General features: G+C 72.7%; 16 protein-coding genes. 6 read left to right on the top strand and 10 right to left on the bottom strand.

Translation table 11 applies throughout. The features are described from left to right. Window positions 1-1,468, bottom strand: a 1,468-nt coding sequence (locus ABEA82_RS36020; protein ID WP_345665961.1) for a type I polyketide synthase, incomplete at its 3' end; no start/stop codon positions are given. A gap of 288 nt (window positions 1,469-1,756) precedes the next feature. On the opposite strand from ABEA82_RS36020, the gene ABEA82_RS36015 reads away from it, so the two are divergent. After that, window positions 1,757-3,742, top strand: coding sequence for an FAD/NAD(P)-binding protein (locus ABEA82_RS36015; protein ID WP_345665960.1), 1,986 nt, complete (start codon window positions 1,757-1,759; stop codon window positions 3,740-3,742). After that, window positions 3,739-5,289, top strand: coding sequence for a nitrosuccinate lyase (locus tag ABEA82_RS36010; protein WP_345665959.1), 1,551 nt, complete (start codon window positions 3,739-3,741; stop codon window positions 5,287-5,289). The genes ABEA82_RS36015 and ABEA82_RS36010 overlap by 4 nt, the downstream gene beginning before the upstream one ends. On the opposite strand, the gene ABEA82_RS36005 is transcribed toward ABEA82_RS36010, so the two are convergent. Both ABEA82_RS36005 and ABEA82_RS36000 read right to left on the bottom strand, forming a co-directional pair. Beyond that, complete coding sequence (locus tag ABEA82_RS36005) at window positions 5,246-6,001, bottom strand: thioesterase II family protein (RefSeq protein WP_345665958.1); 756 nt, start codon at window positions 5,999-6,001, stop codon at window positions 5,246-5,248. The two genes, ABEA82_RS36010 and ABEA82_RS36005, sit on opposite strands and share 44 nt — an antisense overlap. A 100-nt stretch (window positions 6,002-6,101) precedes the next feature. Then, a complete protein-coding gene (locus ABEA82_RS36000) occupies window positions 6,102-6,320 on the bottom strand; it encodes a DUF5988 family protein (protein WP_345665957.1) in 219 nt (72 codons plus the stop codon). A 172-nt stretch (window positions 6,321-6,492) separates the two neighbouring features. Here ABEA82_RS36000 and ABEA82_RS35995 point away from each other — a divergent pair, with 172 nt between their 5' ends. The 4 genes from ABEA82_RS35995 (at window position 6,493) to ABEA82_RS35980 (ending at window position 12,790) form a co-directional block, all read left to right on the top strand. Next, complete coding sequence (locus ABEA82_RS35995; protein WP_345665956.1) at window positions 6,493-6,912, top strand: DUF779 domain-containing protein; 420 nt, start codon at window positions 6,493-6,495, stop codon at window positions 6,910-6,912. Window positions 6,913-7,065: 153 nt separating this feature from the next. Then, a complete protein-coding gene (locus ABEA82_RS35990; RefSeq protein ID WP_345665972.1) occupies window positions 7,066-8,694 on the top strand; it encodes a cytochrome P450 in 1,629 nt (542 codons plus the stop codon). Further along, window positions 8,678-9,685 carry a (-)-alpha-amorphene synthase gene (locus ABEA82_RS35985; protein WP_345665955.1) on the top strand — a complete coding sequence of 336 codons (1,008 nt, stop codon included), beginning with the start codon at window positions 8,678-8,680 and terminating at the stop codon, window positions 9,683-9,685. Before ABEA82_RS35990 ends, ABEA82_RS35985 begins: the two co-directional genes overlap by 17 nt. A gap of 207 nt (window positions 9,686-9,892) precedes the next feature. After that, the gene (locus tag ABEA82_RS35980) at window positions 9,893-12,790 is read left to right on the top strand and encodes an ATP-binding protein (RefSeq protein ID WP_345665954.1); all 2,898 of its coding nucleotides are present in this window, start codon (window positions 9,893-9,895) and stop codon (window positions 12,788-12,790) included. Window positions 12,791-12,835: 45 nt separating this feature from the next. On the opposite strand, the gene ABEA82_RS35975 is transcribed toward ABEA82_RS35980, so the two are convergent. The 7 genes from ABEA82_RS35975 to ABEA82_RS35945 form a co-directional block, all read right to left on the bottom strand. Beyond that, complete coding sequence (locus ABEA82_RS35975; protein ID WP_345665971.1) at window positions 12,836-14,317, bottom strand: MFS transporter; 1,482 nt, start codon at window positions 14,315-14,317, stop codon at window positions 12,836-12,838. A 524-nt stretch (window positions 14,318-14,841) separates the two neighbouring features. Then, window positions 14,842-16,242 (bottom strand): cytochrome P450, encoded by a 1,401-nt coding sequence (locus ABEA82_RS35970; RefSeq protein ID WP_345665953.1) that lies wholly within the window; start codon window positions 16,240-16,242, stop codon window positions 14,842-14,844. A 136-nt stretch (window positions 16,243-16,378) separates the two neighbouring features. Further along, a complete protein-coding gene (locus tag ABEA82_RS35965; protein WP_345665952.1) occupies window positions 16,379-17,485 on the bottom strand; it encodes an NAD(P)/FAD-dependent oxidoreductase in 1,107 nt (368 codons plus the stop codon). Between the two features lie 174 nt (window positions 17,486-17,659). Further along, entirely contained in the window at window positions 17,660-18,823 is a 1,164-nt protein-coding gene (locus tag ABEA82_RS35960) for a substrate-binding domain-containing protein (RefSeq protein ID WP_345665951.1), read from the bottom strand. A 46-nt stretch (window positions 18,824-18,869) separates the two neighbouring features. After that, entirely contained in the window at window positions 18,870-19,967 is a 1,098-nt protein-coding gene (locus ABEA82_RS35955) for an ABC transporter permease (protein ID WP_345665950.1), read from the bottom strand. Further along, complete coding sequence (locus ABEA82_RS35950) at window positions 19,964-21,514, bottom strand: sugar ABC transporter ATP-binding protein (RefSeq protein ID WP_345665949.1); 1,551 nt, start codon at window positions 21,512-21,514, stop codon at window positions 19,964-19,966. Before ABEA82_RS35950 ends, ABEA82_RS35955 begins: the two co-directional genes overlap by 4 nt. A gap of 65 nt (window positions 21,515-21,579) precedes the next feature. After that, window positions 21,580-24,522, bottom strand: a complete 2,943-nt coding sequence (locus ABEA82_RS35945; RefSeq protein WP_425588589.1) for a SpoIIE family protein phosphatase — start codon at window positions 24,520-24,522, stop codon at window positions 21,580-21,582. Window positions 24,523-24,567 lie beyond the last annotated feature (45 nt).

Raw genomic sequence — 24,567 nt, 5'->3', positions numbered from 1 at the left:
CGCGCAGCCCACCCGCACTGGCCCCGGACACCACCCACGACACCAACCCGGAACTGCGGATCACGACTTCGGGCTGCTTCTCCTCCTCGGGGGCTTCCTCCACCACCACGTGCGCATTCGTCCCGCTCACGCCGAAGGACGACACACCGGCCCGGCGCACCCGCTCCCCGCGCGCCCAGGCGACCCTCTCAGCCAGCAACGACACCGATCCGGCGGACCAGTCCACCATCGGCGTCGGCTCACCCGCGTACAACGACGGCGGCAACTCCCCCTGCCGCAACGCCATCACCATCTTGATCACACCCGCCACACCCGCGGCCGCCTGCGCGTGACCGATGTTCGACTTCACCGACCCCAACCACAACGCACGCCCCTCAGGACGCTCCCGCCCATACGTGGCGATCAGCGCCTGCGCCTCGATCGGGTCACCCAGCTTGGTGCCCGTACCGTGCGCCTCCACCACATCCACATCCGCCGCGCGCAGGCCCGCGTTCTCCAACGCCGCCCGGATCACCCGCTGCTGCGACGGACCGTTCGGCACCGTCAGTCCGCTGCTCGCGCCGTCCTGGTTGACCGCTGAGCCACGCACCACACCCAGCACCCGATGCCCGAGACGCCTCGCGTCCGACAGCCGCTCCACCGCCAGCACGCCCACGCCCTCAGCCCAGCTCGTGCCGTCGGCCGAGGCGGAGAACGGCTTGCAGCGCCCGTCCTCGGCCAGGCCCCGTTGCCGGGAGAACTCCACGAACGCCGTGGGGTTGGTGATCACGGTGACGCCGCCGGCGAGCGCGAGGGAGCACTCCCCCTGCCGCAGCGCCTGTACCGCCAGATGCAGAGCGACCAGCGACGAGGAGCAGGCCGTGTCCACCGTCACTGCGGGGCCCTCAAGGCCGAGGAAGTACGAGACCCGGCCGGAGAGGACGCTGGCGTGGTTGCCGGTGAGGGTGTAGCCCTCGACGGTGTCCGGGGCCTGGTCGAGTTCGGGTATGTAGCCGGAGGTCGAGGCCCCGACGAAGACCCCGGTGCGGCTGCCCCGCAGCTCCTCCGCCTTCAGCCCCGCCCGCTCCAGCGCCTCCCACGCCACCTCCAGCAGCAACCGCTGCTGCGGATCCATCGCCAACGCCTCACGCGGCGAGATCCCGAAGAAGTCCGCGTCAAATCCCGCGACATCGCCCAGGAATCCACCACGCCGCACATACGACTTCCCCGACGCATCCGGATCCGGGTCGTACAAGTCCTCCGGCCACCCCCGGTCCGTTGGAAACTCCGAGGTAGCGTCCACACTCCCGGCCACCAGCCGCCACAAATCCTCCGGCGAACCCACCCCACCCGGATAACGGCACGCCATACCGACAATCGCGATCGGCTCCCGCATGTTCGACTCGACCTCGGAAAGGCGCTGCCGTGTCTCATGCAGATCCGCTGTCACTCGCCGCAGGTATTCAACGACTTTCCGCTCGTCCGTCATGAGGTGCAATCCCTTCCGACCCGACCTGACCCGGCGCGAGATCCTGAAAACGGCAGCGCGAATTCCGGCCTCCGGCTCTCGGCATTCCGATCCTCGGCAGGGAGGAGGATCACGGACAACCCCTGGTACCCCCCTAAGCGCCGTGGCCGGACGAGGCAGGGGTGCGGGTTCCGGGAATGCGCGTCCGGGACGACTTGACGGATCCGAAAGGGCTCGGTTGACCTGCGCGGAAAGGCCTCGCGACGATTCCGGCGGCCGGATTCCCAGGCACCGGGACGGAGCGTCCGTATGAACGGCACCATGGAGATCTGCATCGTCGGCGCGGGTCCGCGCGGATTGTCCGTGCTGGAGCGGCTGTGCGCGAACGAGCGGGCGGCGCCGTCCTCGTCCGCCGTGCTGGTGCACCTCGTCGACCCGTGGCCGCCGGGCGCCGGACGCGTGTGGCGTCCTGAGCAGTCCCGCCATCTGCTGATGAACACGGTGGCGTCGCAGGTGACGATCTACTCCGACGAGAGCACGCGGATCGAGGGTCCGGTCGAGCCGGGCCCCAGCCTGTACGCGTGGGCGAAGCAGCTGGCGTTGCTGGGGCCGCTGGCGGGCAGGGGCGGTTACGACGCGGAGACGCTGGGCGAGGCGAAGTCGCTGGGGCCGGACTCCTATCCGACGCGGGCCTTCTACGGCCACTACCTCAACGACTGCTTCGAGCGGATCGTGGCCGGCGCTCCGCCGCACGTCACCGTGCGGGTGCATGCCTCTCAGGCGGTGGCGATGGCCGACACGCACGGCGTGCCCGGCGGGCCGCAGGGGGTGCGGCTGGCGTGCGGCACCCGGTTGAACAGCCTGGACGCCATCGTGCTGGCCCAGGGGCACGTGCCGAGCAGGCTCACACCGCGTCAGGAACGCACCGCGACCCTGGCCCGTATCCACTACCTGACCTATGTGACGCCCGCCAACCCGGCGGACGTCGACCTGAGCGGCGTCGAGCCGGGCAGCCCGGTGCTGCTGCGCGGGCTGGGGCTCAACTTCTTCGACTACATGGCCCTGTTCACCGTGGGGCGGGGAGGTTCCTTCCATGAGGAGGGCGGCCGCCTGGTGTACCGGCCGTCCGGGCAGGAACCGGTGATGTACGCCAGTTCGCGGCGCGGTGTTCCGTATCATGCGCGCGGCGAGAACCAGAAGGGGCCGTTCGGGCGGCACCGGGCGCGGCTGCTGACGGCGGAGCACGCGGCGGCGTTGCGGGCCCGGGGTGTGGACGGGGAGCGGGTGCACTTCGGTACCGATCTGTGGCCGCTGATCTGCCGGGAGGTGGAGGGCGTCTACTACGCCACGCTGCTTCAGGCCCGCGGGCGGGGCGCGGAACGGGCGGCGTTCGAGGAGCGGTTCCTGGCCGTTCCGGTGAACGGCGACACCTCGCCGTTGCTGGAGGAGTTCGGCATCGCCGTGGCGGACCGCTGGGACTGGGAGCGGATCGCGCAGCCGTGCCGCGGGGAACGCTTCGAAAACCGGGCGGAGTTCCGCGCCTGGCTGCTGGACCATCTGCGGGACGACCTCGAGGCGGCGCGGAGCGGCAATGTGAACGGCCCGCTCAAGGCGGCGCTGGACGTGCTGCGGGACCTGCGCAACGAGATCCGGCTGGCCGTGGACCACGGGGGTCTGGAGGGCAACTCGCACCGGGACGACCTGGAGGGGTGGTACACACCGCTCAACGCGTTCCTGTCGATCGGCCCGCCGGCCTCCCGCATCGCGGAGATGATCGCGCTGATCGAGGCGGGGCTGCTGGAGCTGACGGGGCCGGGGACCGAGATCCGGTTCGACACGGCCGACCCGTCGTTCGTCGCGGAGTCGGCGTTCGTGCCGGGCCCGCCGGTCCGGAGCCGGGCGCTGATCGAGGCCCGGCTTCCGGAGCCCGACCTGCGCCGCACCGACGATCCGCTGCTGCGGCACCTGCTGGCCACGGAGCAGGTCGGGCCGTACCGGATCCGGTCCAGCTGCGGCGCCTCGTACGAGACGGGCGGGCTGGCGGTGGCCGAGCGGCCGTACCACCTGCTGGACGCTCGTGGCCGGCCGCATCCGCGGCGATTCGCTTTCGGGGTGCCGACGGAGTCGGTGCACTGGGTGACCGCGGCGGGGGTCCGGCCGGGGGTCGACTCGGTGACGATCAGTGACTCGGATGCCATCGCGCGGGCGGTGACCGGGTTGCCGCCCGTGGCGCATGTGCCGCCCTCGGTGCGCCGGTCGATGACGGACACGGATCTGCTCGGGGTGATCGTGTGAGCGCGCCGGAGAACGGGGACGGTGGCCCCCTGCTGGACGCCGGTCTGCTCTCCCCGGTGCGGGCGGGGACGCCGGCCGAGGCCGCGGTGTCCGACGGGGCGTGGCTCCAGGCCATGCTGGACGCCGAGGCGGCGCTGGCGCGGGCGCAGGCCGCTCTGGGTCTGGTGCCGCGTTCCGCGGCCGGGACCATCAGCCGGCTCGCCCGCGCCGAGCTTCTGGACGTGCGGGGCCTGGCGCTCGCGGCGCGGGAGACGGCCAACCCGGTGGTGGGCGTGGTGCAGGCGCTGAGCCGGGTGGTGGAGCGGGAGGATCCCGTCGCGGCCGAGTACGTGCACCGGGGTTCGACCAGTCAGGACGTGCTGGACACGGGGGCGATGCTGGTGGCCGCCCGGACGCTGCGCATCATCCGGGCCGATCTGGGGCGGGCTGCTGAGGCTTTGGCGGAGCTGGCCGGGGAGCACCGGGACACCCTGATGGCGGGCCGGACGCTGGCGATGCACGCGGTTCCCACGACGTTCGGGGTGAAGGCCGCGGGGTGGCGTCAGTTGCTGCTGGACGCGGATCGCCGGCTGGAGCTCGTGCTGGTGGCGCTTCCGGTGTCACTCGGCGGTTCGGCGGGGACGCTCGCCGGCTATGTCGAGTACGCCCGGATCGACGGCCGCGCGGAGGTCCGTTCCGGCGGGGCCACGGCCCGGGACGACAGGGGCCGGGACAGCGACAGCGACAGGGACAGCGGGTCGGATCTCGATGTGGCGCGGTATGTGGCGGAGTTGACGGAGGCGTTCGGCGCGGAGACGGGGCTGGCGGCCGGTCCGGCGGTGCCGTGGCACGCGCTGCGCAGCCCGATCGCGGACCTCGCGGCGGCCCTGGCGTTCACCGCGGGCGCGCTCGGCAAGCTGGCGGTGGACGTGCAGTCGCTGACGCGCACGGAGGTGGGCGAGGTGGCCGAGCCGTCCGCGGCGGGGCGCGGGGTCTCCTCGGCGATGCCGCAGAAACGCAACCCGGTACTGGCGACTCTCGTGCGCAGCGCGGCGCTTCAGGTGCCGGTACTGGCGGCCGGCCTCACGCAGTGCCTGGTCACCGAGGACGAGCGGTCGGCGGGGCCGTGGCACGCGGAGTGGCAGTTGCTGCGGGAGTGCCTGCGGCTGACGGGCGGGGCGGCGCACACCGCGGTGGAGCTGACGGCCGGTCTCGAGGTCCGGCCGGAGCGGATGCGGCAGAACGTGGCGCTCATCGGTAGCGCCCTGGTGTCCGAGCGGCTCGCCGCGACGCTGGCGCCGCGGCTGGGCAAGGCGGCCGCGAAACGGCTGCTGAGCATGGCGACGGAGCTGGCTTCGGGGTCGGGGCGGCCGCTGCCGGACGTGCTGGCGCATCTGCCGGAGCTGGCCGGGGTGTTCACCCCTGAGGAGCTGGACCGGTTGTGCGATCCGGCCGGCTACACGGGGGCCGCCGGTGCCCTGGTGGACCGGGCGCTGGCCCGGCGGCCCCCCGCTCGGGGCGGCCTCAGCGAGGTGCCCGGGCGGGCCGCGTCAGACGCTCGTCGATGACGCGGATGACGTCCGGTGCGTGGTCGACGAGGAAGAAGTGGCCGCCGGGGTACGTCACCATCTCGAAGTCGCCCGTGGTGTGGGCGCGCCAGGCGCGTACCTCGTCGTGGCTCGCCTTGGGGTCGCCGTCTCCGGTCAGCGCGGTGACGGGGCTGCTGAGCCGGTGGTCCGTCGCGCACACGTAGGTCTCGGCCGCGCGGTAGTCGTTCCGGACGGCCGGCAGGACCATGCGCATCAGGTCGTCGTCTCCGAAGACCCGCTGGTCGGTGCCGCTGAGTCCGCGCAGTTCGGCGATGATCCCGGCGTCGTCGCGCTGGTGCACCCGCTCGTCCCGCCGGCACGACGGTGCGCGGCGGCCCGAGACGAAGAGCCGCTCGGCGAACCGCCCGGCCTGCTCCAGCCGTACGGCTACCTCGAAGGCCAGTGTGGCGCCCATGCTGTGCCCGAACAGGGCGAAGGGACGGTCGACGGCGCGCGTCACGGCCCGGGACACGTGGTCGGCGAGAGCGCCGATGGTGTCGATCATCGGCTCCTGGTGGCGGTCCTGCCGGCCCGGGTACTGGACGGCGAGCACCTCGACCTCGGGCGTCAGCGCCTGGGCCACCGGCCGGAAGAAGGACGCCGAACCGCCCGCGTGCGGCAGACAGACCAGGTGCACGGGGGCGTCGGGGTTCGGGAAGAAGCGTCGTATCCACGGATCGGTGGCGGTCATGGTGCCTTCCTGTTCTCGTGCGCCCGTGCTCAGGCACGGACAACGGCGACGGCGGCGGCCCGGGCGGGCGCCGCCGTCGTTCTGTGTACGGGGATCATTCTCACTCGGCCGGCCTGGTGGCTCCCGTCCAGACGAAGACGCGCAGGCGCACGCCGTCGTGGACCTCCCATTCCGAGGTCGGTACGAAATGCTCGTAGCGGTTGCCGAGATAGAACTTCAGCCTGTCGCCGGGGTCCGGCACGTGCCGGACGCGCTCGTCCTCGGCGAGGTAGGACGAGGGACAGCCTCGGAGAACCACATTGGGCTGGGCCACGCTCATGCGGGGAACTCCTCTCGGCGTGTGCTGCCATCGGCCACCCGGGGGTGGCGATCGCACGACGCCTAGCCACACGGGGAATTCGGACAGAATGCGGCCGGCATTCCCCGTCAGCGTATTTCGGGCGACCATGGCTGGACACCCCTAAAGCCCCCTAGCCGCCAGGAGTGATCGCATGACCAGCCGCCCCACCCGCACGGGACGGGTCGAACTGACCCCCGCCGCCGAGGACCTGCTGCGGCAGCTGACCGGGACGCACGGGCCGGTGATGTTCCACCAGTCCGGCGGCTGTTGCGACGGCAGCGCCCCGATGTGCTACCCGCGCGGCGAGTTCCGGGTCGGTGCCTCGGACATCCTGCTCGGACGAGTGGCCGGGGACACCCCGTTCTGGATGAGCGCCGACCAGTACGCGTACTGGTCGCACACCCACCTCACCGTGGACGTGGTGCCCGGACGCGGCAGCGGCTTCTCCCTGGAGGCTCCGGAAGGCGTCCGCTTCCTGCTCCGCTCCCGCCTCCTCACCGACGAGGAGCTGCGACGCGTCGAGTCGGAGCCACCGCTGCCGACGGGGGCGGACGCGCCCGACCGGCCCTGAGGAGTGCGGGATCCGCACCGTGGCCGGGCCGAGGATGTCCGCGCGGGCGTGCCGGCGCCCGGCTCACCTCAGGGGCACAGACGGAACACAGATTTCTCCGTGCACAGAAAAGCAGGAAGAAACGGGACGCATGCAGCAATCGTGATTCGCTCGATGCCCCTGCGTGCATCCGTGCGCCCCTACGAAGAAAGGATTCTTCGAGCCCTGGGCGGATTCCACTGGGCAGGACTGAGACGACTATCAACTGGGTGCAACCGCACCACAGTCCCGTGTACCAACCGAGGCAGGTGGTATTCGATGATCGGCTCCGTTCCCGGACCGGCCCGAGATTGGACAGTGGGCACTGCTCCAGGCATATTCCCATTCCTCGGCCACGGTATCGCCTTGGTGCGCCGGCCGCTGGCTTTTCTGGAATCTCTGCCCGCGTACGGCGATCTGGTCGAAATACGCCTGGGTCCGCAGCGTGCCTGGATGGCCTGTCACCCGGACCTGGTCCACCAGGTACTCAGGGACCCGGACACCTTCGACAAGGGCGGCCCGCTCTACGACAGACTGCGGACACTGCTGGGGGACGGCGTCGGTACCTGCCGCCAGCGGGATCACCGGCGCCAGCGCAGGCTGCTCCAGCCCGGATTCCGCAAGGCCCGCGTCGCCGACCAGGTGCGGATGATGGGCGAGGAAGTGGAGTCGGTGTGCCGGACGTGGCGGGACGGACAGGCGGTCGACATCAGCGCGGCCATGCTGGACCTGTCGACCCGCGTGGTCAGCCGCGTCCTCTTCTCCGACTCGCTCGACCCGGCGACGGCTCTCGAGATGCGCAGGTGCCTGGTCACCGTGGTCCGCGGCATGTTCCTCCGGACGGTGATGCCGGTCGACGCCCTGTTCCGTGTTCCCACGCCGGCGAACCGGCGTTACCGCCACGCTTCCGCCCGCCTGCGCGCGATCGTCGACGCGACTGTCGCCGAGCGCCGGCGAGGCTCTGCCCATGACGACCGGGACGATCTGCTGGGGGTCCTGCTGGCGGCCGCGCGGGGCGACGGCGGGGAGACGGCGATCAGCGACGAGGAAGTACACGGCCAGGTGATCACACTGCTGTTCGCCGGCGCCGAGAGCACCGCCCTGTGCCTCTCCTCGGCCTTGGCACTCGTGGCGCTCCATCCCGAGCAGGAACGCCGCCTGTACTCCGAAGCCGACGCCGTGCTCGCCTCGGGGCGGCCGCCCGGCCCCGACGAGCTGCCACGTCTCGAACACACGCGGCGCGTCCTCACCGAGACCCTTCGCCACCGCCCACCCGGCTGGCTGTTCACCCGCGTCGCCACTAAGGAGACGGAGCTCGCCGGGCACCGTCTGCCGCAGGGCGCCACCGTCATGTTCAGTCCGTATCTTCTGCACCACGACCCCGCTCTGTTCCCCGACCCCGACCGGTTCCTCCCCGACCGCTGGCTGCCCGGCCGGACCGACGCGGCCCACCTCGCGGCGATGATGCCGTTCGGTGCGGGCCGCCGGAAGTGCCTCGGAGAGTCACTCGCCCTGGCGGAGGCCACAGCGGCCATCGCGTTCATCGCCCGCCACTGGCGACTGCGCCATCTGCCGGGCTACGAGGAACGGCTGCGCCCCGCCGCCTCGTTGGGCCCGCGGAACTTGGTGATGTCCTGCGAACCACGGGCGGGGCGGCCGGCCGGCACACCTTGGCAGGTGGACTCCCGCGCGCCCCGGAAAGCCGCCGCACCCGTCGTCCACAACTCCCGAACAGCAGGTGGCAACGATGTCCACGACACATGAGGAAATCGCGCTCGCCGCGCGGGACGGAATACCGGCAGTCGATCTGAGGGAGCTGATCGACGCGCAGCTCTACATGCCCTTCCCGTTCGAGCGCAATCCCCACGCGTCCGACGCGGCGGCAGGCGTCGACCACTGGCTGAGCACATGGGGGCTGACCGACGACCCGGCGGTGGCGGCCATGATCTCCTGCACACGGCCCGCCGAACTCGCGTCCTTCAACGGCCCGGACATGGATTCCGGCCTCCTCCAGATCGTGGCGAACCAGATCGCCTACCAGTTCGTCTTCGACGACCGGGCGGAGGACATCGGCCGGCACTCGCCCGGCCGGCTGCTGCCCATGCTGTCCGAGAGCGTCGCGATCCTGCGCGACGGCCAACCGCCCACCACCCCGCTCGGGGCGGCCCTGGCCGACCTCCACCGACAGGTCCAGGAGCGGTGCACACCCGCCCAGGCCGCACGCTGGGCCTGGAACAGCCGTGAGTACGTGCACGGCCTGCTGTACGAAGCGGTGGCCCAGGCCCATCCCGCCCCGGTGGAGAGCGGGCTGTGCCGGTCCATCCGTTCCCTCATCGCGGGCGTCGAGCCGTTCTACCCCCTGTGCGAGGCCGCGCAGCGGTGCGAACTGGCCCCGGAGGAACTCCACCATCCCGTCATGCGACGTCTGAGCCGGCTGTCGGCCGATGCGGCGGTGTGGATACCCGACCTCTTCTCCGCGGTGAAGGAGCAGCGGGCGGGCGGCATGATCAACCTGGCCCTCGCCTACCGGCGGACGCACCGGTGTTCCCTGCCGGCGGCCGTCACCCTGGCCGTACAGCACATCAACAGGACGATCCGCGAGTTCGAGGACCTCTACGGGGAGATCAGGCCGGAGCTGAGCCCGTCCGGCGCCGGCTACGTGGAGGGCATGGCCGGCTGGATCCGCGGCTGCTACTTCTGGTCCCGTACCGTGCCGCGGTACGCCGACACGTTGGCGGCACCCGCGGGACTCTGACGGGCTGCCGGACCGGTCGCCTCCGCCACAGGGTTCCCGAATGGGGCGGAAACAGAGCAGGCTACCCGAAAAGTTGAGACTCGAAGCGCATCCGCGGGAAATTCACCCTCCCTGTCTACCTGCTGTTCCGACCCGGCCAAGGGGCCTGCGTATGAGCGTACGCTCGCCCCGTCCGGCGGGGAGCAACGACAGGAAGCGGTAGACCAGATGACCCATGGGCTGCGGCAACCGACCACCGCACACCGGCCTCTCCTCGAGCGCGACGAGGAACTCCGGTCCATCGACCGCGCGTTGGCGGCGCTGTGTGACACCGCCGACGGCAGGACCCGGGTACCGCGCGGCGGGCTGCTCGCCTTCACGGGGGAGGCCGGGCTGGGCAAGACGACCCTCATCGCGGCTGCGCGCGCCCGCGCCGCCGTGCAGGGGGTCACGGTGTTCTCGGGCAGGGGCGGCGAGAACGAGCAGGGCCTGGCCTTCCGGGTGGTCCGCCAGATCATGCAGCCCACCCTGGCGGGAATGAGCGAGACGAAACGCCGGAGGTTCCTGGGCAGTTGGTACGACATCGTCGGCGCCGCGCTCGGTCTCGAGGCGACGGACCCCGACCGGGTGCCGGACCCGACCGGAGTGCGCGACGGCCTCGACTGGGTCATGACGCGCCTGACGATGACGAACGCGCCCGTCGTCCTTCTCCTGGACGACCTGCACTGGGCCGACACCGAATCCCTCGACTGGCTCGCCTCCTTCGCGCCCCGGATCGCGGACCTCCCTCTCCTGGTCGTGGTCGGCTACCGGCCGGACGAACTCCCCCGCGACGCGACCTCTTTCCGCACGCTCGTCGAACGCCACGAGCAGCGCCCACACCTGCTGTCCCCGCTCGGCGAGGCCGGTGTGGCGCGGATCATCAGGGACGCGGTGGGCGAGGAAGCCGAGGACGATTTCTGCGGCGAGTGCTGGACGGTCACCGGCGGGAGCCCCTTCGAGGCCGTCGAACTGGCCATCAGGCTCCGCGAGCGGGGGGTGAGCGGCACCCGGGCCGATCTGCCCGTGATGCGTCATCTCGCCGCGGCGGTCAAGGGCCCCGGCCTGATCGAGCGCCTCAAGCGGCTCGGCCCGAGCACCGTCCGCTTCGCGTGGGCGGGCGCGGTCCTGGGTGGGCCCTTCTCACCGGAGGCGGCCGCCGGTCTCGCGGTGGTCGGCAGCGCGGAGGCCGCCGAGGCGACCGAGAAGCTGCGCGCGTGCCGCATCCTCACGGACGCCGACGAGCCGGCGGGCAGCCTGGAGTTCGTCCATCCGCTGATCGCCACGACGATCTACCGCGACATCCCCTCGGGTCTGCGCGTCGGCATGCACGACGCGGCCGCCCACACCGCGCAGGCGGTCTGGTCCGATCCCACCACCGCCGCCCGGCACCTGCTGGAGGTGCCCTGCGACGACCGGCCCGAGACGGTCGCCTGCCTGCGCGCCGCCGCGCGCGAGTACCTCCGTGCCGGGGCACCGGAGGCCGCCCGGCGCGTGCTGACCCGCGCGTTGCGGGAACCGCCGCCCGCCGAGGACCGCGCCGCCCTGCTCCACGAACTGGCCTGCTCGACCTTCCTGATCGAGCCCACGGCGACGGTCAACCACCTCCGGGAGGCGCTGAAGAGGCCCGGCATCGATCCCGACCTGCGGGCCTCCATCGTCTACCGGCTGACCCAGGCACTGGCCCACACCGACCGGCTGACCGAGGCCGCGACCGTGGCCGTGGCCGCCGACGAGGCCCGGCGCACCACCAACGCCCGCGTCAGATTGCGCATGCAGGCAGACCATTTCGTGTGGAGCGCCTTTCGCGCCGACGAGCCCGACTCGTCCGCCCGCTCACGCCGGCTGGCGCGGCTGGCCGACAAGCTGACCGGGCGCGGCCTGGAGGAGCGCTACATCCTCGGTCTGCGGGCGTGGGACGCCCTGCTGCGCGGCGAGCCCCGGCGGACCGCCCTCGGGTACGCCGAGGAGGCCCTGCGCGGAGGGATGAGCTGGACCGACGAGAACCGCGGCTTCGAGGTGCCCGTCGCGGTCGCCCTGCTGTTCATGTACTGCGACCAGCCGGGGCGCGCCGAAGAGCTGTTCACCCGCGGGATGGCCGAGTGCGAGCGCAGGGGGTGGCGCGGCTCCCACCTGGCGCAGGGCCAGACGCTCCTGGGCTACATCCGCTACCGCCGTGGCTGCCTGCCCGAGGCCGAGGAACTCGTCCGGGCCGGGCTGCAGACCGCCGAGCGCGTCGAAGGAGCGGTGCCCGCCCAGTGGTTCGCCATCGGCATTCTCATCCAGATCCTGCTGGCCCGTGGGCGGACCGCCGACGCGCGCCGGCTCGCCGACACCCACCAGTACGGCGACATCGTTCCCAACGCCGTCATCTTCCCCGATCCCCGCACGGTGTACGCCGAACTGCTCCTGGCGGAGGGGCGGCTCGCCGAGGCGGCGCGCCTGCTGTCCGAGGTCGGGGACTGGCTGGACTCGCGGGACTGGCACAACCCCGCGTGGTGTCCCTGGCAGCTGGGTCTGGCCTCGGCGCTCGCGCGCACCGCTCCCGACCAGGCGGTCCTCCACGCCCAGGACGCCGTCAAGCGGGCCCGGGACTTCGGTGCGGCGTCCGCGATCGGCCAGGCGCTGCACGCCCAGGCCGAGGTGACGGGGGGCCAGGCGGCGCTCGATCTGCACTCGCGGGCCGTCGACCACCTGGAGCGGTCGCCCGCGGCGTACGAACTGGCCCGTGCGCTGGTGGGCCATGGTGCCGCGCTGGCCCGCGGGGGCCGCCTGCACGACGCCGCCGACCGGCTCTACCAGGGGCTGGAGGGAGCGGTGCACTGCGGTGCCGCGGGGCTGGCCGCCCGGGCCAGGCGGGAGCTCTCCGCCGCGGGGATGCGTCCGCTGCCCCTGCGTTACGCGCAGACAGACATGCTGACGACGCAGGAACGCAGGGCGGCCGAGATGACGGTCCAGGGACATCCGGCTGCGGTGGTCGCCAAGGACCTGCGGCTCACCGAGCAGGGCGTGCGGCACCTGCTGTCCTCCGTCTACCGCAAACTCGGCACGGACGCCTCCGGCCTCCCGGGCGCCCTGGGGGACTGACCGGCGTGCAGACCTCCCCCCACCCCAGGCGCAGACGCGCCGGCCTCACATGGGGCCGGGGCCCGCTCCGCCCTTGAGGCGTTCCAGGTCGGAGGGGCGGACCTGGATGACGAACACGGCGACCAGGGCGGCGATGGCGGTGAAGATCGCCGCCATGATGAAGGCGGCCGAGACGCCGGCGGTGAGGACCTCGTCGGACCAGGGCTTGGGCAACTGCCCGGTGCGCTGGAACTGGAGCCGTTCGGCCGGGGTGGCCTGCTGGAGGAAGGCCGGGATCTGTGTCTTCGCCTCGTTGGTGCTGGCCGTGCCGAACATCGTGACCAGGATGGACAGGCCGAGGGAGCCGCCGACCTGCTGGGTGGCGTTGAGGAGTCCGGAGGCCGCGCCGGTCTCCGGGGTGGGCACGTCGGACAGCGCCATGAGGGTCAGCGACACGAACTCCATGCCCATGCCCATGCTGAAGACGAGCATCGGGCCGAGGACACTGCCCGCGTAGGTGGAGTGGACGTCGGTCAGGGTGAGCCAGGAGAGACCGGCGGCGGCCAGGATCGCGCCCACGACCATGAACGGTTTGGGCCCGTAGACGGGCAGGAACCGTGAGGCCAGTCCGGCGCCGACGGCGATGACGGCGGTGACCGGCAGGAAGGCCAGTCCGGCTTGCAGGGGGCTGAACCCCAGGACGTCCTGCACGAAGAGCGTCAGGAAGAAGAACATGCCGAAGATCGCCGCGGCCAGGCAGAGCATGATGCCGTACGTGCCCGCGCGGTTGCGGTCGGCGAACATGTGCAGGGGCGTGATGGGCTGTCTGGAGCGCCGCTCGATCAGGACGAAGGCCGCCAGGATGAGGACCGCCCCGACGAAGGCGGCCAGCGTGAACGCGTCACGCCAGCCGTCCTGCGCGGCTCTGATGAACCCGTAGACGAGCAGCACCATGCCCGCGGTGGAGGTGAGCGCGCCGGCGATGTCGAAGCGCCCGGGGTGGCGCTCGGACTCCCTGATCCAGCGCGGGGTGGCGAGCGCGATGAGCAGGCCGATGGGCACGTTGACGAACAGCACCCACCGCCAGTTCAGGTACTCCACCAGGATTCCGCCGGCGAGCAGGCCGATGGCGCCGCCGCCGGCCGAGACGGCGGCGAAGACGCCGAAGGCGCGGTTGCGTTCCGGCCCTTCGCGGAAGGTCGTGCTGATCAGGGCGAGGGCCGTCGGGGAGGCGATGGCGCCGCCGACGCCCTGGAGGGCCCGTGCGCCGAGGAGTTGACCGGAGTTCTGGGCGAGCCCGCCGAGCAGGGAGGCCAGCACGAAGAGCAGCACCCCGAAGATGAACACGCGCCGCCGGCCCAGGATGTCGCCCGTACGGCCGCCGAGCAGCAGCAGGCCGCCGAAGGTGAGGGTGTAGGCGTTGACCACCCAGGACAGGCTGGTGGTGGAGAAGTCCAGAGCGCTCTGGATGTGCGGCAGGGCGATGTTGACGATGGTGATGTCCAGGACCACCATCAGCTGGCACGAGGCGATGACCAGCAGCGCCATCGCACTTCCGCCACCACCGGATTCCCTGGTGGTGGTCCCCTGTGGTGAGGCCGGCTGCGGGCTGCTGCCTGCGGTGTCCACCTGTTCGACGGTACGCCCGCCTTCTGCACCTCACCAGTGGATCACCGTCGGCCCGTTCGCCGGTCCTTCCTTCCGGCGAGGAGGCCGGGTGGCGCAGCGGCAGCGGAGGATGCGCGGGCGTCGTGAAGCCCTCGACGGTGAGGGTGTGGCCGCCCGGTCCGACCTAGAACCGGGGCCTTCTGCCGGGGAGTTCGGCCTCGGCGGTGGTGTCGGGCGGGACGATCTCCGTGACCGTGGACGGGCAGGACCATCACAGCGCCCCCGAGGATGACGCCGTGCCTCCGTGCGGAGTCCCGGCGGGCGCGACCGGACTCCGTGGCGTCCGGCCGGGTGTGAACCGGGCAGGTCATCGAGGTGCACCTGCCCGGCCCCCGCGGGCCCTCGCGCCCTGTGCCGGGATCCACCACCAGCATCCCAGAGCCGGCGCCCGCAGGACAGCGCCCTCAGCGCCCGCCGCGTATCAGGCCGGTCAGATAGCGCCAGAGCGACGACCGCTGCCGGGCGGACGGATCCGGCAGGACCTCGTCGGCCGCCTCGGGCGCGGGGCCGCCCAGCGGCGGGCCCGCGGGCGTCGCCGCGAGTTCGTACCGCACCGGCAGCGAGCGCAGACCGCGCATGAACGGCGAGGAGCGCCAGGGCAGTTGGTCGGCGGGCAGGGCGAGGTCGAGGTACTCGAACCGCTCGAACAGGCGCCCCACACCGGCCGCCGCGACCGTGGAGGCCAGCTCGCGCGCCGGACACTGGCGCGGGCCGGCTCCCCAGGACAGGTGGGCCCGGGTGCTGATGGTGGTGCCGGAGGCGACGTGGTCGGCGAAGAGCGGGTCCGCGTGCGCGGCGCCCGGGGAGACCCACACCGGGTCTCCGGCCCGGATCGTGTAATTGCCGAGCGGGGTGTCCCGGGCGGCGAACCGCGGCACGAAGTTGACCAGCGGCGGCTTGCGCATGACCACCCGGTTCATGGACTCCCTGACCATCCCCGCGGACAGGCTGGCCCGCACGCTGCCCTCGCCCGAGAGGACCTCGACGACGGTGTTGGAGATGAGGATGCCGACGTGGTCGGAGGTCATGCCCAGCAGCATGAACAGCTCGCGGGCCAGGTGGTCGAGCGACAGGTCCGGGTGCGCGGCCAGCAGGTACGAGGGGAAGTCGTCGCCGGGCTTCTGCAGCTTCAGCGCGGCCAGTTCCGCCAGGGTGGCGAGCAGGCGCTCCAGGGCGGCCTCGGCGTCCGGGCCCGCGTCGAGCACGCGCCACATGTCCATGAGCGCGTCGTCGCCCTGCGAGCCGGGGAAGCCGAGCAGATGGCTGGCCACCATCAGCGGCAGGGGCCGGGAGAACTGCGCGGACAGGTCCGCCACACCCGTCCGGCCGCCCTGCCCGACCAGGGTGATCAGCTCGTCGGCGTACGCGGTGACGGCGGCCTTCAGGCGCTTGGCCTGGGGGTGCCGCGGGTCCTGGAACGGCTTGAGGGCGACGTCCCACGCGGTCCGCAGCGGCCGGTACCCGGGGCCGCCCTGGATCAGGATGTGGTTGACCTCCAGGGACGGTCCGAGCGGCCAGTCGGCGGGGACCCTGCCCTCGGTGCGGGCACGCCAGTTCTCCAGGCCCTTGGGCCAGCCGTCGTCGTCCTGGAGCACCTGGAGAGACTCGCGGTAGCCGAGGACCAGCCAGGCGGGCACTCCGAGGAGGTCGACCGGCGCGACCGGGCCGTGCTGCTGTCGCAGCCGCTCGTACACGAGCGCGGGGCGCGTCTCGTAGTCCCGGGTCAGCAGCGGTTGGGGGTTCAGCATCTCCAGCCGTGTGTCGTCCAGGTCCACGGGTCCGCCGCCACCCCACTGGGTTTCCATCGTCTTGCCACCCTCCGACACGCTCCGCACCGGCACACCATCAGCCGGTAGCCGGAAACGGTGGGGACCCTACCCCAGGCGCGACCGGCGGGTAACGACGGGGGTGGATCACGGACCGGGCCCGGCCCGCGCCGGTTCAGGCCGCCGTGTACCCGAGTTGGCGCCGCATGTAGGGCGTCATGAGAGTCTTGGCCTTGGCCATGGTGGTGGTGCGGCTGCCGAGCACGGCGGACTCGCCGCCCGGTACGGGCACCACCGTCAGTCCGTCGGCCGGGCCGAGCGGCACGATGAGCGGGGTGCGCTGGGTCGGCCGGTAGGATCGCGGCTCCTTGCGGTGCCTGCCCGAACTCTTCAGGTGGGCGCGGATGTTGTGGGCTGCGATGTCCGCCTGGGCGAGGGCGGCGGGGGTGATCTTGAGCTCGGTGACGTCGTTCACGTCGCCGACGGCGAACACGTCGAGCTTCCCCTCGACCCGGAGCGTCCGGTCGACCTTCACGTGCCCGGTCCGGTTCAGCCAGTCGCCGTGCCCGGCCAGGCGTATCCAGAGCGTGTTCGGCGTGGTGCCGGTCGCCCAGAAGGACAGGTCGGCCTCGATGACGGTGCCGCGGGCGTCGCGGTAGGTGCCGAACTCGGTGCCGGGCGACATGAACGAGTCGAGCCGTACCTCGACGTCGTGGGACTCCAGCCAGGCGAGCGCCCTGCGCCCCGGCCGCTCGCTGCCGGTGGAGTCGAGCAGCGCGGAGCCGGAGTGGGCGAGGGTGACGCGGGCGTCGGGCCGGGCGAGGCGGATCTCGGCGCTGAGTTCGACTCCACCGGGGCCGCCGCCGACGACGAGGACGTGTTCGGCGGTGGCGATGTTGCGCTGGTGTTCGGCGAAGGACTTGGCCGCCTCCTCCGTGGTGGTGCCGGAGAAGCGGGCCGGCTCGGGGTAGTCGGCGCCGGTGGCGATGACGACCACGTCGTACGGCAGCCGCTCGCCCGTGGCGAGGACGACCTGCCGTTCGGCGGTGTCGATCCGGACCACCTTGCCGGCGACCACCCGGCCGCGGTGCAGCAGCCGGTCGTAGGGGATGAAGGGCGTGTGTGTCCACTCGGGGCGCACCCCCGCGCGCAGGGAGGCGACGCGGTGGAAGAAGACCTCCTTGCGGTCCACCAGCGTGACCCGGGCCGTCCCGTCCAGCCGTTTCGCCAGCCGGACACCGGCGTAGCCGCCGCCGATCACCACTACGTCGCCGTCGTACACACCGAGTCTCCTGTGCCTGGTGGGGGTGCGAGTGCCGCCGTGGACGGGCCCCGCTCGGTTCGACCCCCGGCGGCCACTCGACTGACGCGAGACTAGCGTTTGAAACTTAAAGGGATTCCGAGGTTCGGTGCATGTTCCGTGAAGGGATCGGAACCCCGACCGGTCGGCACTTCCTCACTTCCCCCAGATTTTCCGGTACGCCTCCCGGTAGCCCGTCGGGTCCCAGGTGCCGGCACCCTCGCTGTTGCCGGCCGTGGCGACGTGGACGGGAGCGATGTACCCGCTCGCGGGGCGGCCGGAGAAGGCGCGGTTGAACTCGTCGACGATCTGCCAGCCCTGGAGGGACAGCGGCTCGGGCACGGTGGCGGCCTGGTACTGCCTGCTGTTGATGCGCTGGAAGGCGGACGGGTCGCCGTCGCCCGCGCCGATGTTGAAGGGCGGCCCGGAGCCCTTCTCACCGGCCGCGCGGAAGGCGGGGGCGGCGTCGGCGAAGTACAGGTCGTTGATGGCGACGGAGTGCGTCCACCGGTCCTGGAAACGGGAGAGCAGGGAGGCGATCTCCCGCGGGGTGCGGCTGCTCGCGTCGGGGATCGGGATGTTCTGCACCGAGAGCACGTCGACACCCCCGCATCGGACGAGCTCCTTCCTGATCAGGTCGGACTTGTTCCGGGCGAAGGGGATCGACGCGTCGGTGATGACCACGACCCCGGCACGGCCCCCCGAGTCGGAGATGATCCACTGCGCGCTGATGCGGGCCACGTCCTGGACCCGGGTGGTGACGTTGGTGAAGAGGTCGGGCTGCCGGCTGGGGCCGGGATCGGGGACCGCGTGCCAGCCGATGAGCGGGATGCCCTGGGCGTTGGCGCGGGCGGCCTGCGACGCCGTCGAGTCGGGGTCGAACCCGCCGATGACGATGCCCGAGGGCCGCAGGGCCACGGCCTCGCTCATGGCCGCCTGGATACCGGCCGGGGTGCCGCCGCCGTCGATCACCCGGACGGTCCAGCCGATGGCCCGCGCGGCTTCCCGCACCCCTTTCGCGGCGCCCGCGACGCCGGGATTGGTCATGGTCTGGGCGACGTAGACGAGGGTCTTGCCGGAGACGGCCTCCGGGCCGCTGGTGGGGCCGCCCCAGGGGATGTCGCCGCGCTCCGCCCCGGCGACGGCCCGCTGCGCCCGGTCCTGGACCGCGGGACAGCCGCTCGGGCCCGTCGTCGTCTCGTCCGCGCCCTCGGACGAGCCGCGTTCGCAGCCGACCAGGGCGGTCGCCGTGGCCAGCAGGGCACAGGAGACGAGCCGCGCGACGCGGATGCTGGGGGCGGCCTTACGGGTGCGGTGCACGGGAGCTCCTGTGGGGGATCGACATGGCGGGGCCTGCCGAAGCGGTTCAGGGGGACGTGCCCGCCGTGCCGTCCCCCGGCGCCGGGGAGGACGGTGGCGGGGGCGGCGCGGCGGGTGCGTCGCGGGCGGCACCGCCGCGCAGCCTGCGGCGGGCGGCGTAGCCGGCGAGGCCCACGGCGATGAGCAGGGTCCCGCCGTTGAACAGCGGGACCGTCCAGAACTCGGCACCCAGTTGGGCGATGCCGGTGAGGCCCACGGCGAGCACAGCGACGGCGACGACGGTACCGAGGGCGTTCGGCCGGCCGGGCTTGATCGCCGTGGAGCCGAGCAGGGCGCCGACGAAGGCGGGCAGCAGGTAGTCGAGTCCGACGCTCGGGTTGCCGATCTGCTGCTGGGCCGCGAGCAGCACACCGGCGAATCCGACGATCAGGCCCGAGGCGGCGAACGCGTAGACGGTGTAGGTGCGGGTGGGAATGCCGACGAGGTCCGCCGCGCGTGGGTTCGACCCGACGACGTACAGGTACCGGCCGATCGGCAGCCGCTCCAGCACCAGCCAGAGGACGCCTGCGAGGGCGAGCACGTAGAAGGCGGGGACCGGCAGGCCGAGGAACGAGGAGTCGTAGAGGTCGGTGAAGGCGGGCGGCAGGCCCTGCGGGCCGGGGACGATCCGGCCGCCGTCGGTGACCCAGCCGGTCACGGCGTACATCATGCTGCCGGTGCCGAGGGTGGCGATGAAGGAGTCGATCCGGCCGAACTCCACGATGACGCCGTTGAGGACGCCCACCACCAGCCCCCCGGCGATCACGGTGAGGCAGGCGAGCGGCCAGGGCCAGCCCTCGTTGACGACGAGTTGCAGCACCATCACATGGGCGAGGCCCAGGCCGTAGCCGATGGAGAGGTCGAACGCCCCGGTGACGATGGGCACCGTGGCGGCCAGTGCGAGGACGGCCGGGATCGACTGGTTGGACAGGATCGAGTCGACGGTGGCGAGCGTGGGGAAGGTGTCCGGCAGGGCGAGGGAGAAGACCAGGTAGAGCAGGGCGGTGAGGACGAGCAGGCCGTAGGCGCCGATGTGGTGACCGCCGGGGCGGCGACGGCGTCGGTGGCCGTGCCGGGCCGGGGCGGGAGGGGGCGGCGGCGTCATGGGGTCCCGGGGGTGGACTGGGGCATGGCCGAGGCCGCCCGGGTCAGCCCGGCGACGGTGAGGTCGCTGCCGCTCAGCTCGGTCGTCACGGAGCCGCGCACGAAGACCAGGGTGCGCCGGCACACGCCCGCGACCTCCTCGAAGTCGGTCGACAGCAGCAGGACCGCGAGTCCGGCGGAGAGCGCCTCGTCGAGCAGGCGGTGGATCGCGGCCTTGGCGCCGACGTCCACGCTCGCGGTCGGCTCCTCGAGGATCAGCAGCCGCAGCCCCGTCCGCAGCCAGCGGCCGATCATGACTTTCTGCTGGTTGCCGCCGGAGAGCGTGGTGATGGGGACCTCGCTGTCGCGGGGGCGCACCGAGAACCGGTCGATCAGGGCGGCGGCCTGGGCACGTTCGCGGCGGGGACCGATCCAGCGCGGTGCCCGCAGGTCTCCCGCGCGGGGATTGGCCAGGAAGTTCTCCCGTACGGTCAGCTCGGCGAGGCAGCCCTCGCGCAGCCGGTCACCCGGCACGAAGCCGACTCCCCGGGCGACGGCTTCGGCGACCGTGCGGGGGCGGTAGGGCCGCCCGTCGAGCAGCGCCTGCCCGCCCAGGAGGGGCTGTGCCCCGGCGAGGGCGCGGCCCAGGTCCATGTGCCCGGCGTCCGAGAGGCCGACCAGGCCCAGGACCTCCCCGGCGGTGAGTCCCAGGGTGACCGGCCCGGTCCGGGCGGTCCGTGCACCGTCGAGGGTGAGGACGGCCGGTGTGCCGGCCGGGGTGCCGGCGGGGCGGTGGGCGGCCGGTTCCTCCTCCTCGCCGACGATGTCGTGGACCAGGCGGGCGGGGCTGTGGCCGGCGAGCCGGCCGTGGCTGACGAGCGTGCCGTCGCGCAGGACGGCGAAGGTGTCGGCGACCTGGTACACCTCGTCCAGGCGGTGGCTGACGTAGAGGATGGCGTGCCCCCGGTCGCGCAGGCCGTGCAGCACGTGGAAGAGCCGGGCGCTGTCCGCGGCCGGGAGGCGGGCGGTCGGTTCGTCGAGGACGATGAGCTTCGCGCGGGCCGCGAGCGCCCTGGCGATCGCCACCAGCGAGCGGTCGGCCGGCGCGAGCCCGGAGACCGGCGCGTCGGGGTCGAGGTGCGCGGCGACGATCCGCAGCGCGTCCACGCAGCGCTCACGGGTGCGGCGCCAGGAGATCAGCCCGGTGCGGCGCGCGTAACCGGTGGTCAGGGCGATGTTCTCGGTGACCGTCATCCACTCCACGAGACCGAGGTCCTGGTGGATGAACGACATGTTCCGTGAGGCGGCGGGGCTGCCGAGAGGGTGCCCGTCCACCGTGATCCGGCCGGCGTCGGCGTGGTGGACACCGGCGAGCACCTTGATGAGCGTGGACTTCCCGGCGCCGTTGGGCCCGAGGAGGGCGAGCACGCTGCCGGCGTGGACGTCGAGGTCGACCCCGGCCAGCGCGACGGTCCCGCCGAACCGCTTGCCGAGCCCGCGGATGCGGACCAGGGGTTCGGGCCCGGAGGGCGAAGGCGCCTTCGCTGGCGTGTCGGGAGCGTCGCACACCCGATCAAATTACAGCATTTCGGGCATTTATCGGCTGCCGTGACGCACCCGGGCAGGCGGACGCCTCACGCCGCTTCCAGCCCGCATTCGGCCCAGATGACCTTGCCCTCCGGGAGGTAGCGCGTGCCCCAGCTCTGCGAGAGCTGCGCGACGAGGAACAGGCCGCGTCCGCCCTCGTCGGTGCTGGCCGCCCGGCGCAGATGGGGAGCGGTGTTGCTGGCGTCGGAGACCTCGCAGACGAGGGTGCGGCCGTACAGCAGCCGCACCCGGATGGGCCCGGCGCCGTGCCGGATGGCGTTGGTGATCAGCTCGCTGAGGATGAGCTCCGCGGCGAACGCGGTCTCGTCGAGCCCCCGGTCGGCCAGCCACCGCAGCGCGGACGCCCGGACGTCGCCGACGACCGCCGGGTCGGCGGGCAGCTCCCAGGCGGCGATCCGGGCGGGGTCCAGGGCGTGGACGCGGGCGACGAGCAGGGCGATGTCGTCGTTCGGGTGCACGGGCGCCACGGTGTCCAGGATTGCCTGGCAGGTCTCCTCGGGCGGGCGCTCCGGGTGAGCCAGGGCCGTGCGCAACTGCTCCAGCACCACATCGACGTCGCGGTGCCTGTCCTCGATGAGCCCATCGGTGTAGAGGACCAGCTGGCTGTTCTCGGGGAGGTCGATCTCGGCGGCGTCGAAGGGCAGCCCGCCGAGGCCGAGCGGGGGCCCGGCCGGCAGGTCGGGGTAGGACACGGCGCCGTCGGGGTGGACGAGCGCGGGCGGCGGGTGGCCGGCGCGCGCCATCAGGCACCGCTGCACGGTGGGGTCGTAGATGGCGTAGAGGCAGGTCGCGCCGATCACCCCGGCGCCCTTGCCGTCGGGGTCCTCGCGGTCCAGCCGGCCCACGAGGTTGTCCAGGTGGGTGAGGACCTCGTCCGGGGGGAAGTCGAGCTCGGCGAAGCTGCGGGCGGCGGTGCGCAGCCGGCCCATGGTGGCCGCGGAGAGCATGCCGTGGCCGACGACGTCGCCGACGAGGAGCCCGACGCGTGCACCGGGGAGGGGAATGACGTCGTACCAGTCCCCGCCTACGTCGGACTCGGCGGGCAGGTAGCGGTGGGCGACCTCGACGGCGTCCTGGTCGGGCAGCCCGTGCGGGAGGAGTCTGCGTTGCAGGGCCAGGACCATGGCGCGTTCATGGGTGTACTGCCGGGCGTTGTCGATGGACAGGGCGGCACGGGCGACGAGTTCCTGGGCGAGCGAACAGTCGTCGTCCCCGAAGGCGCCCCCGGCGCGGTAGAAGCTGGCGACGCCCAGGACGACACCGCGGGCGAGCAGCGGCACCGCGATGAGGGAGTGGACGTGGGCCAGCAGGTGTCCGGTGTGCTCCGGGTCCTGAGCCAGCCATCCCGCGGCGGCCCCCAGGTCGGGTTCCAGCACCGCCTCGCCACTGGTCAGACTGTGCAGCTGGGGAGCGGTCGGGCCGAAGTCGCTGCGCTCGCCGGGTGGGGTGAAGGGCAGCCCCGCACGGATGCCGTGGACCACCGTGCGCCGCAGGTCGGCGAGGGGGTCGGTGGATTCCTCGCCGCGCAGGACGGCGTCGGCCAGGTCGATGGTGACGTGGTCGGCGAGGCGCGGGACCGCCGTCTCGGCCAGTTCCTCGGCGGTGCGGCGTACGTCCAGGGTGGTGCCGATGCGGGCGCTGGCCTCGGACAGCAGCTCCAGACGCCGGCGGGCCGCCAGGGCGTAGGCCCCGACGTGCGGCTCCCCCACCATGACGAGCCCCCGGGCCGGGAACGGTGATCCGGGGTGGTCGCCCGGCCCTCCCCCGCCGCCGACCGTGACGGTGCCGCCGAACTCCGCCGCCGCGCCGTTGCCGTCCGCTGCGACCGTGGCGCCGGGCTGCGCCGAGCCGCGGTCACCGTTGGGCGTGACGATGGCGCCGGACTCCGCCGGGGCTCGGTCGGCGGCAGGCCCGATCGCCGGTCCGGGCGCGGTGGGGAGAGGCTCCGGCGGCAGGGTGAGCGACTCTCGAGCGGGCCCCGGGGCGAGGGCGAGGGCGGCGAGGTCCGGCACTTCGTCCGCCTGGTGCGGGAGGACGAGGTGGCCCCCCGCCCGGGTGGTGCCGGGCAGCATGGCCTCGACGGCGAAGCCCCGCACGCCCGAGGCACTCGTCATGGGGCGGCTCACGAGCGTCACACGCCGGCCGTCGGGCAGGGTCACCTCCACGGCCGCCCGCTGCGCGCGCGAGATCAGTTCGGCGGCCTTCTCCGTCAGGATCGCCTGGTCACGGGGGTGGAACGCGTCGGCCAGCGCATCCATGGCGAGGCCGTGCCGCAGGTCGGCCCCGGCGGCCAGGTACGTCCGCAGCAGGGCCCGCTCGTGCGCGGAGCTCTGCCCCAGCAGCCGCCGCTCGATGGTCTCGGCCGCCCGGCGGATCTCCGCACTCAGGGCGGGGTGCTCGAAGCCGCGCGGATAACCGAGGCACAGGACGCCCTCGATGCGCCCGCTGAGCGGGTCACGCACGGGCAGCGCGACGCAGGCGTTGGACTGGGCGCGCTCCGCGAAGTGCTCGGCGCCGTAGACGCGGATGAGCTGCCGCTCCGCCAGGGCCAGTCCGATGCCGTTGGTGCCGGCGACCTGCTCGGCGAACACGAACCCCGGGACCACCTGGATCGGCGGGAGGCTCCTGGCCATCGAGGGATCCCCGAAGCGGCGCAGCAGCACCGTGCCGTTCGCGTCGGCCACCGAGATGTTGACCTGGCTGCCGGAGAACGTGTCCTGGAGACGGTCGATCACCGGGACGGCCGCCCGGACGATCCGGCCACCCGGGTCGAAGTCGTCCGTGTAGGGAAGGTCGGACCGGTCCGGTGACAGTCCCAGGGTGCGGCTGCGCTGCCAGGAGTTCAGGATGGACGGCCGCACGCCCGTGTCGACCGGCTCGCCCTGGAGAAACCGCTCGCGGAGACCAGCGGGCCCCGTGCTGTCACTCGCACGCCCCGCCGGCCTGAATTCCTCGCCGGACCGAACCACGCTTCGCCTCGCTTGCGCCCGGGATCATCGCTGCCCGGAAGAGCA

The organism is Streptomyces venetus, from assembly GCF_039540295.1.
Classification (GTDB): domain Bacteria; phylum Actinomycetota; class Actinomycetes; order Streptomycetales; family Streptomycetaceae; genus Streptomyces; species Streptomyces venetus.
The sequence above is the reverse complement of the archived record's forward strand: the minus strand, read 5'-3'. Positions and strand labels throughout refer to the sequence as shown.

Bases quoted from the DNA above. Each gene is read 5' to 3' on its own strand.
- ABEA82_RS36015 (WP_345665960.1), top strand. From the start codon at position 1,757: ATGAACGGCACCATGGAGATCTGCATCGTCGGCGCGGGTCCGCGCGGA.
- ABEA82_RS36005 (WP_345665958.1), bottom strand. From the start codon at position 6,001: ATGACCGCCACCGATCCGTGGATACGACGCTTCTTCCCGAACCCCGAC.
- ABEA82_RS36000 (WP_345665957.1), bottom strand. From the start codon at position 6,320: ATGAGCGTGGCCCAGCCCAATGTGGTTCTCCGAGGCTGTCCCTCGTCC.
- ABEA82_RS35995 (WP_345665956.1), top strand. From the start codon at position 6,493: ATGACCAGCCGCCCCACCCGCACGGGACGGGTCGAACTGACCCCCGCC.
- ABEA82_RS35990 (WP_345665972.1), top strand. From the start codon at position 7,066: ATGCCCCTGCGTGCATCCGTGCGCCCCTACGAAGAAAGGATTCTTCGA.
- ABEA82_RS35985 (WP_345665955.1), top strand. From the start codon at position 8,678: ATGTCCACGACACATGAGGAAATCGCGCTCGCCGCGCGGGACGGAATA.
- ABEA82_RS35980 (WP_345665954.1), top strand. From the start codon at position 9,893: ATGACCCATGGGCTGCGGCAACCGACCACCGCACACCGGCCTCTCCTC.
- ABEA82_RS35975 (WP_345665971.1), bottom strand. From the start codon at position 14,317: ATGGCGCTGCTGGTCATCGCCTCGTGCCAGCTGATGGTGGTCCTGGAC.
- ABEA82_RS35970 (WP_345665953.1), bottom strand. From the start codon at position 16,242: ATGGAAACCCAGTGGGGTGGCGGCGGACCCGTGGACCTGGACGACACA.
- ABEA82_RS35955 (WP_345665950.1), bottom strand. From the start codon at position 19,967: ATGACGCCGCCGCCCCCTCCCGCCCCGGCCCGGCACGGCCACCGACGC.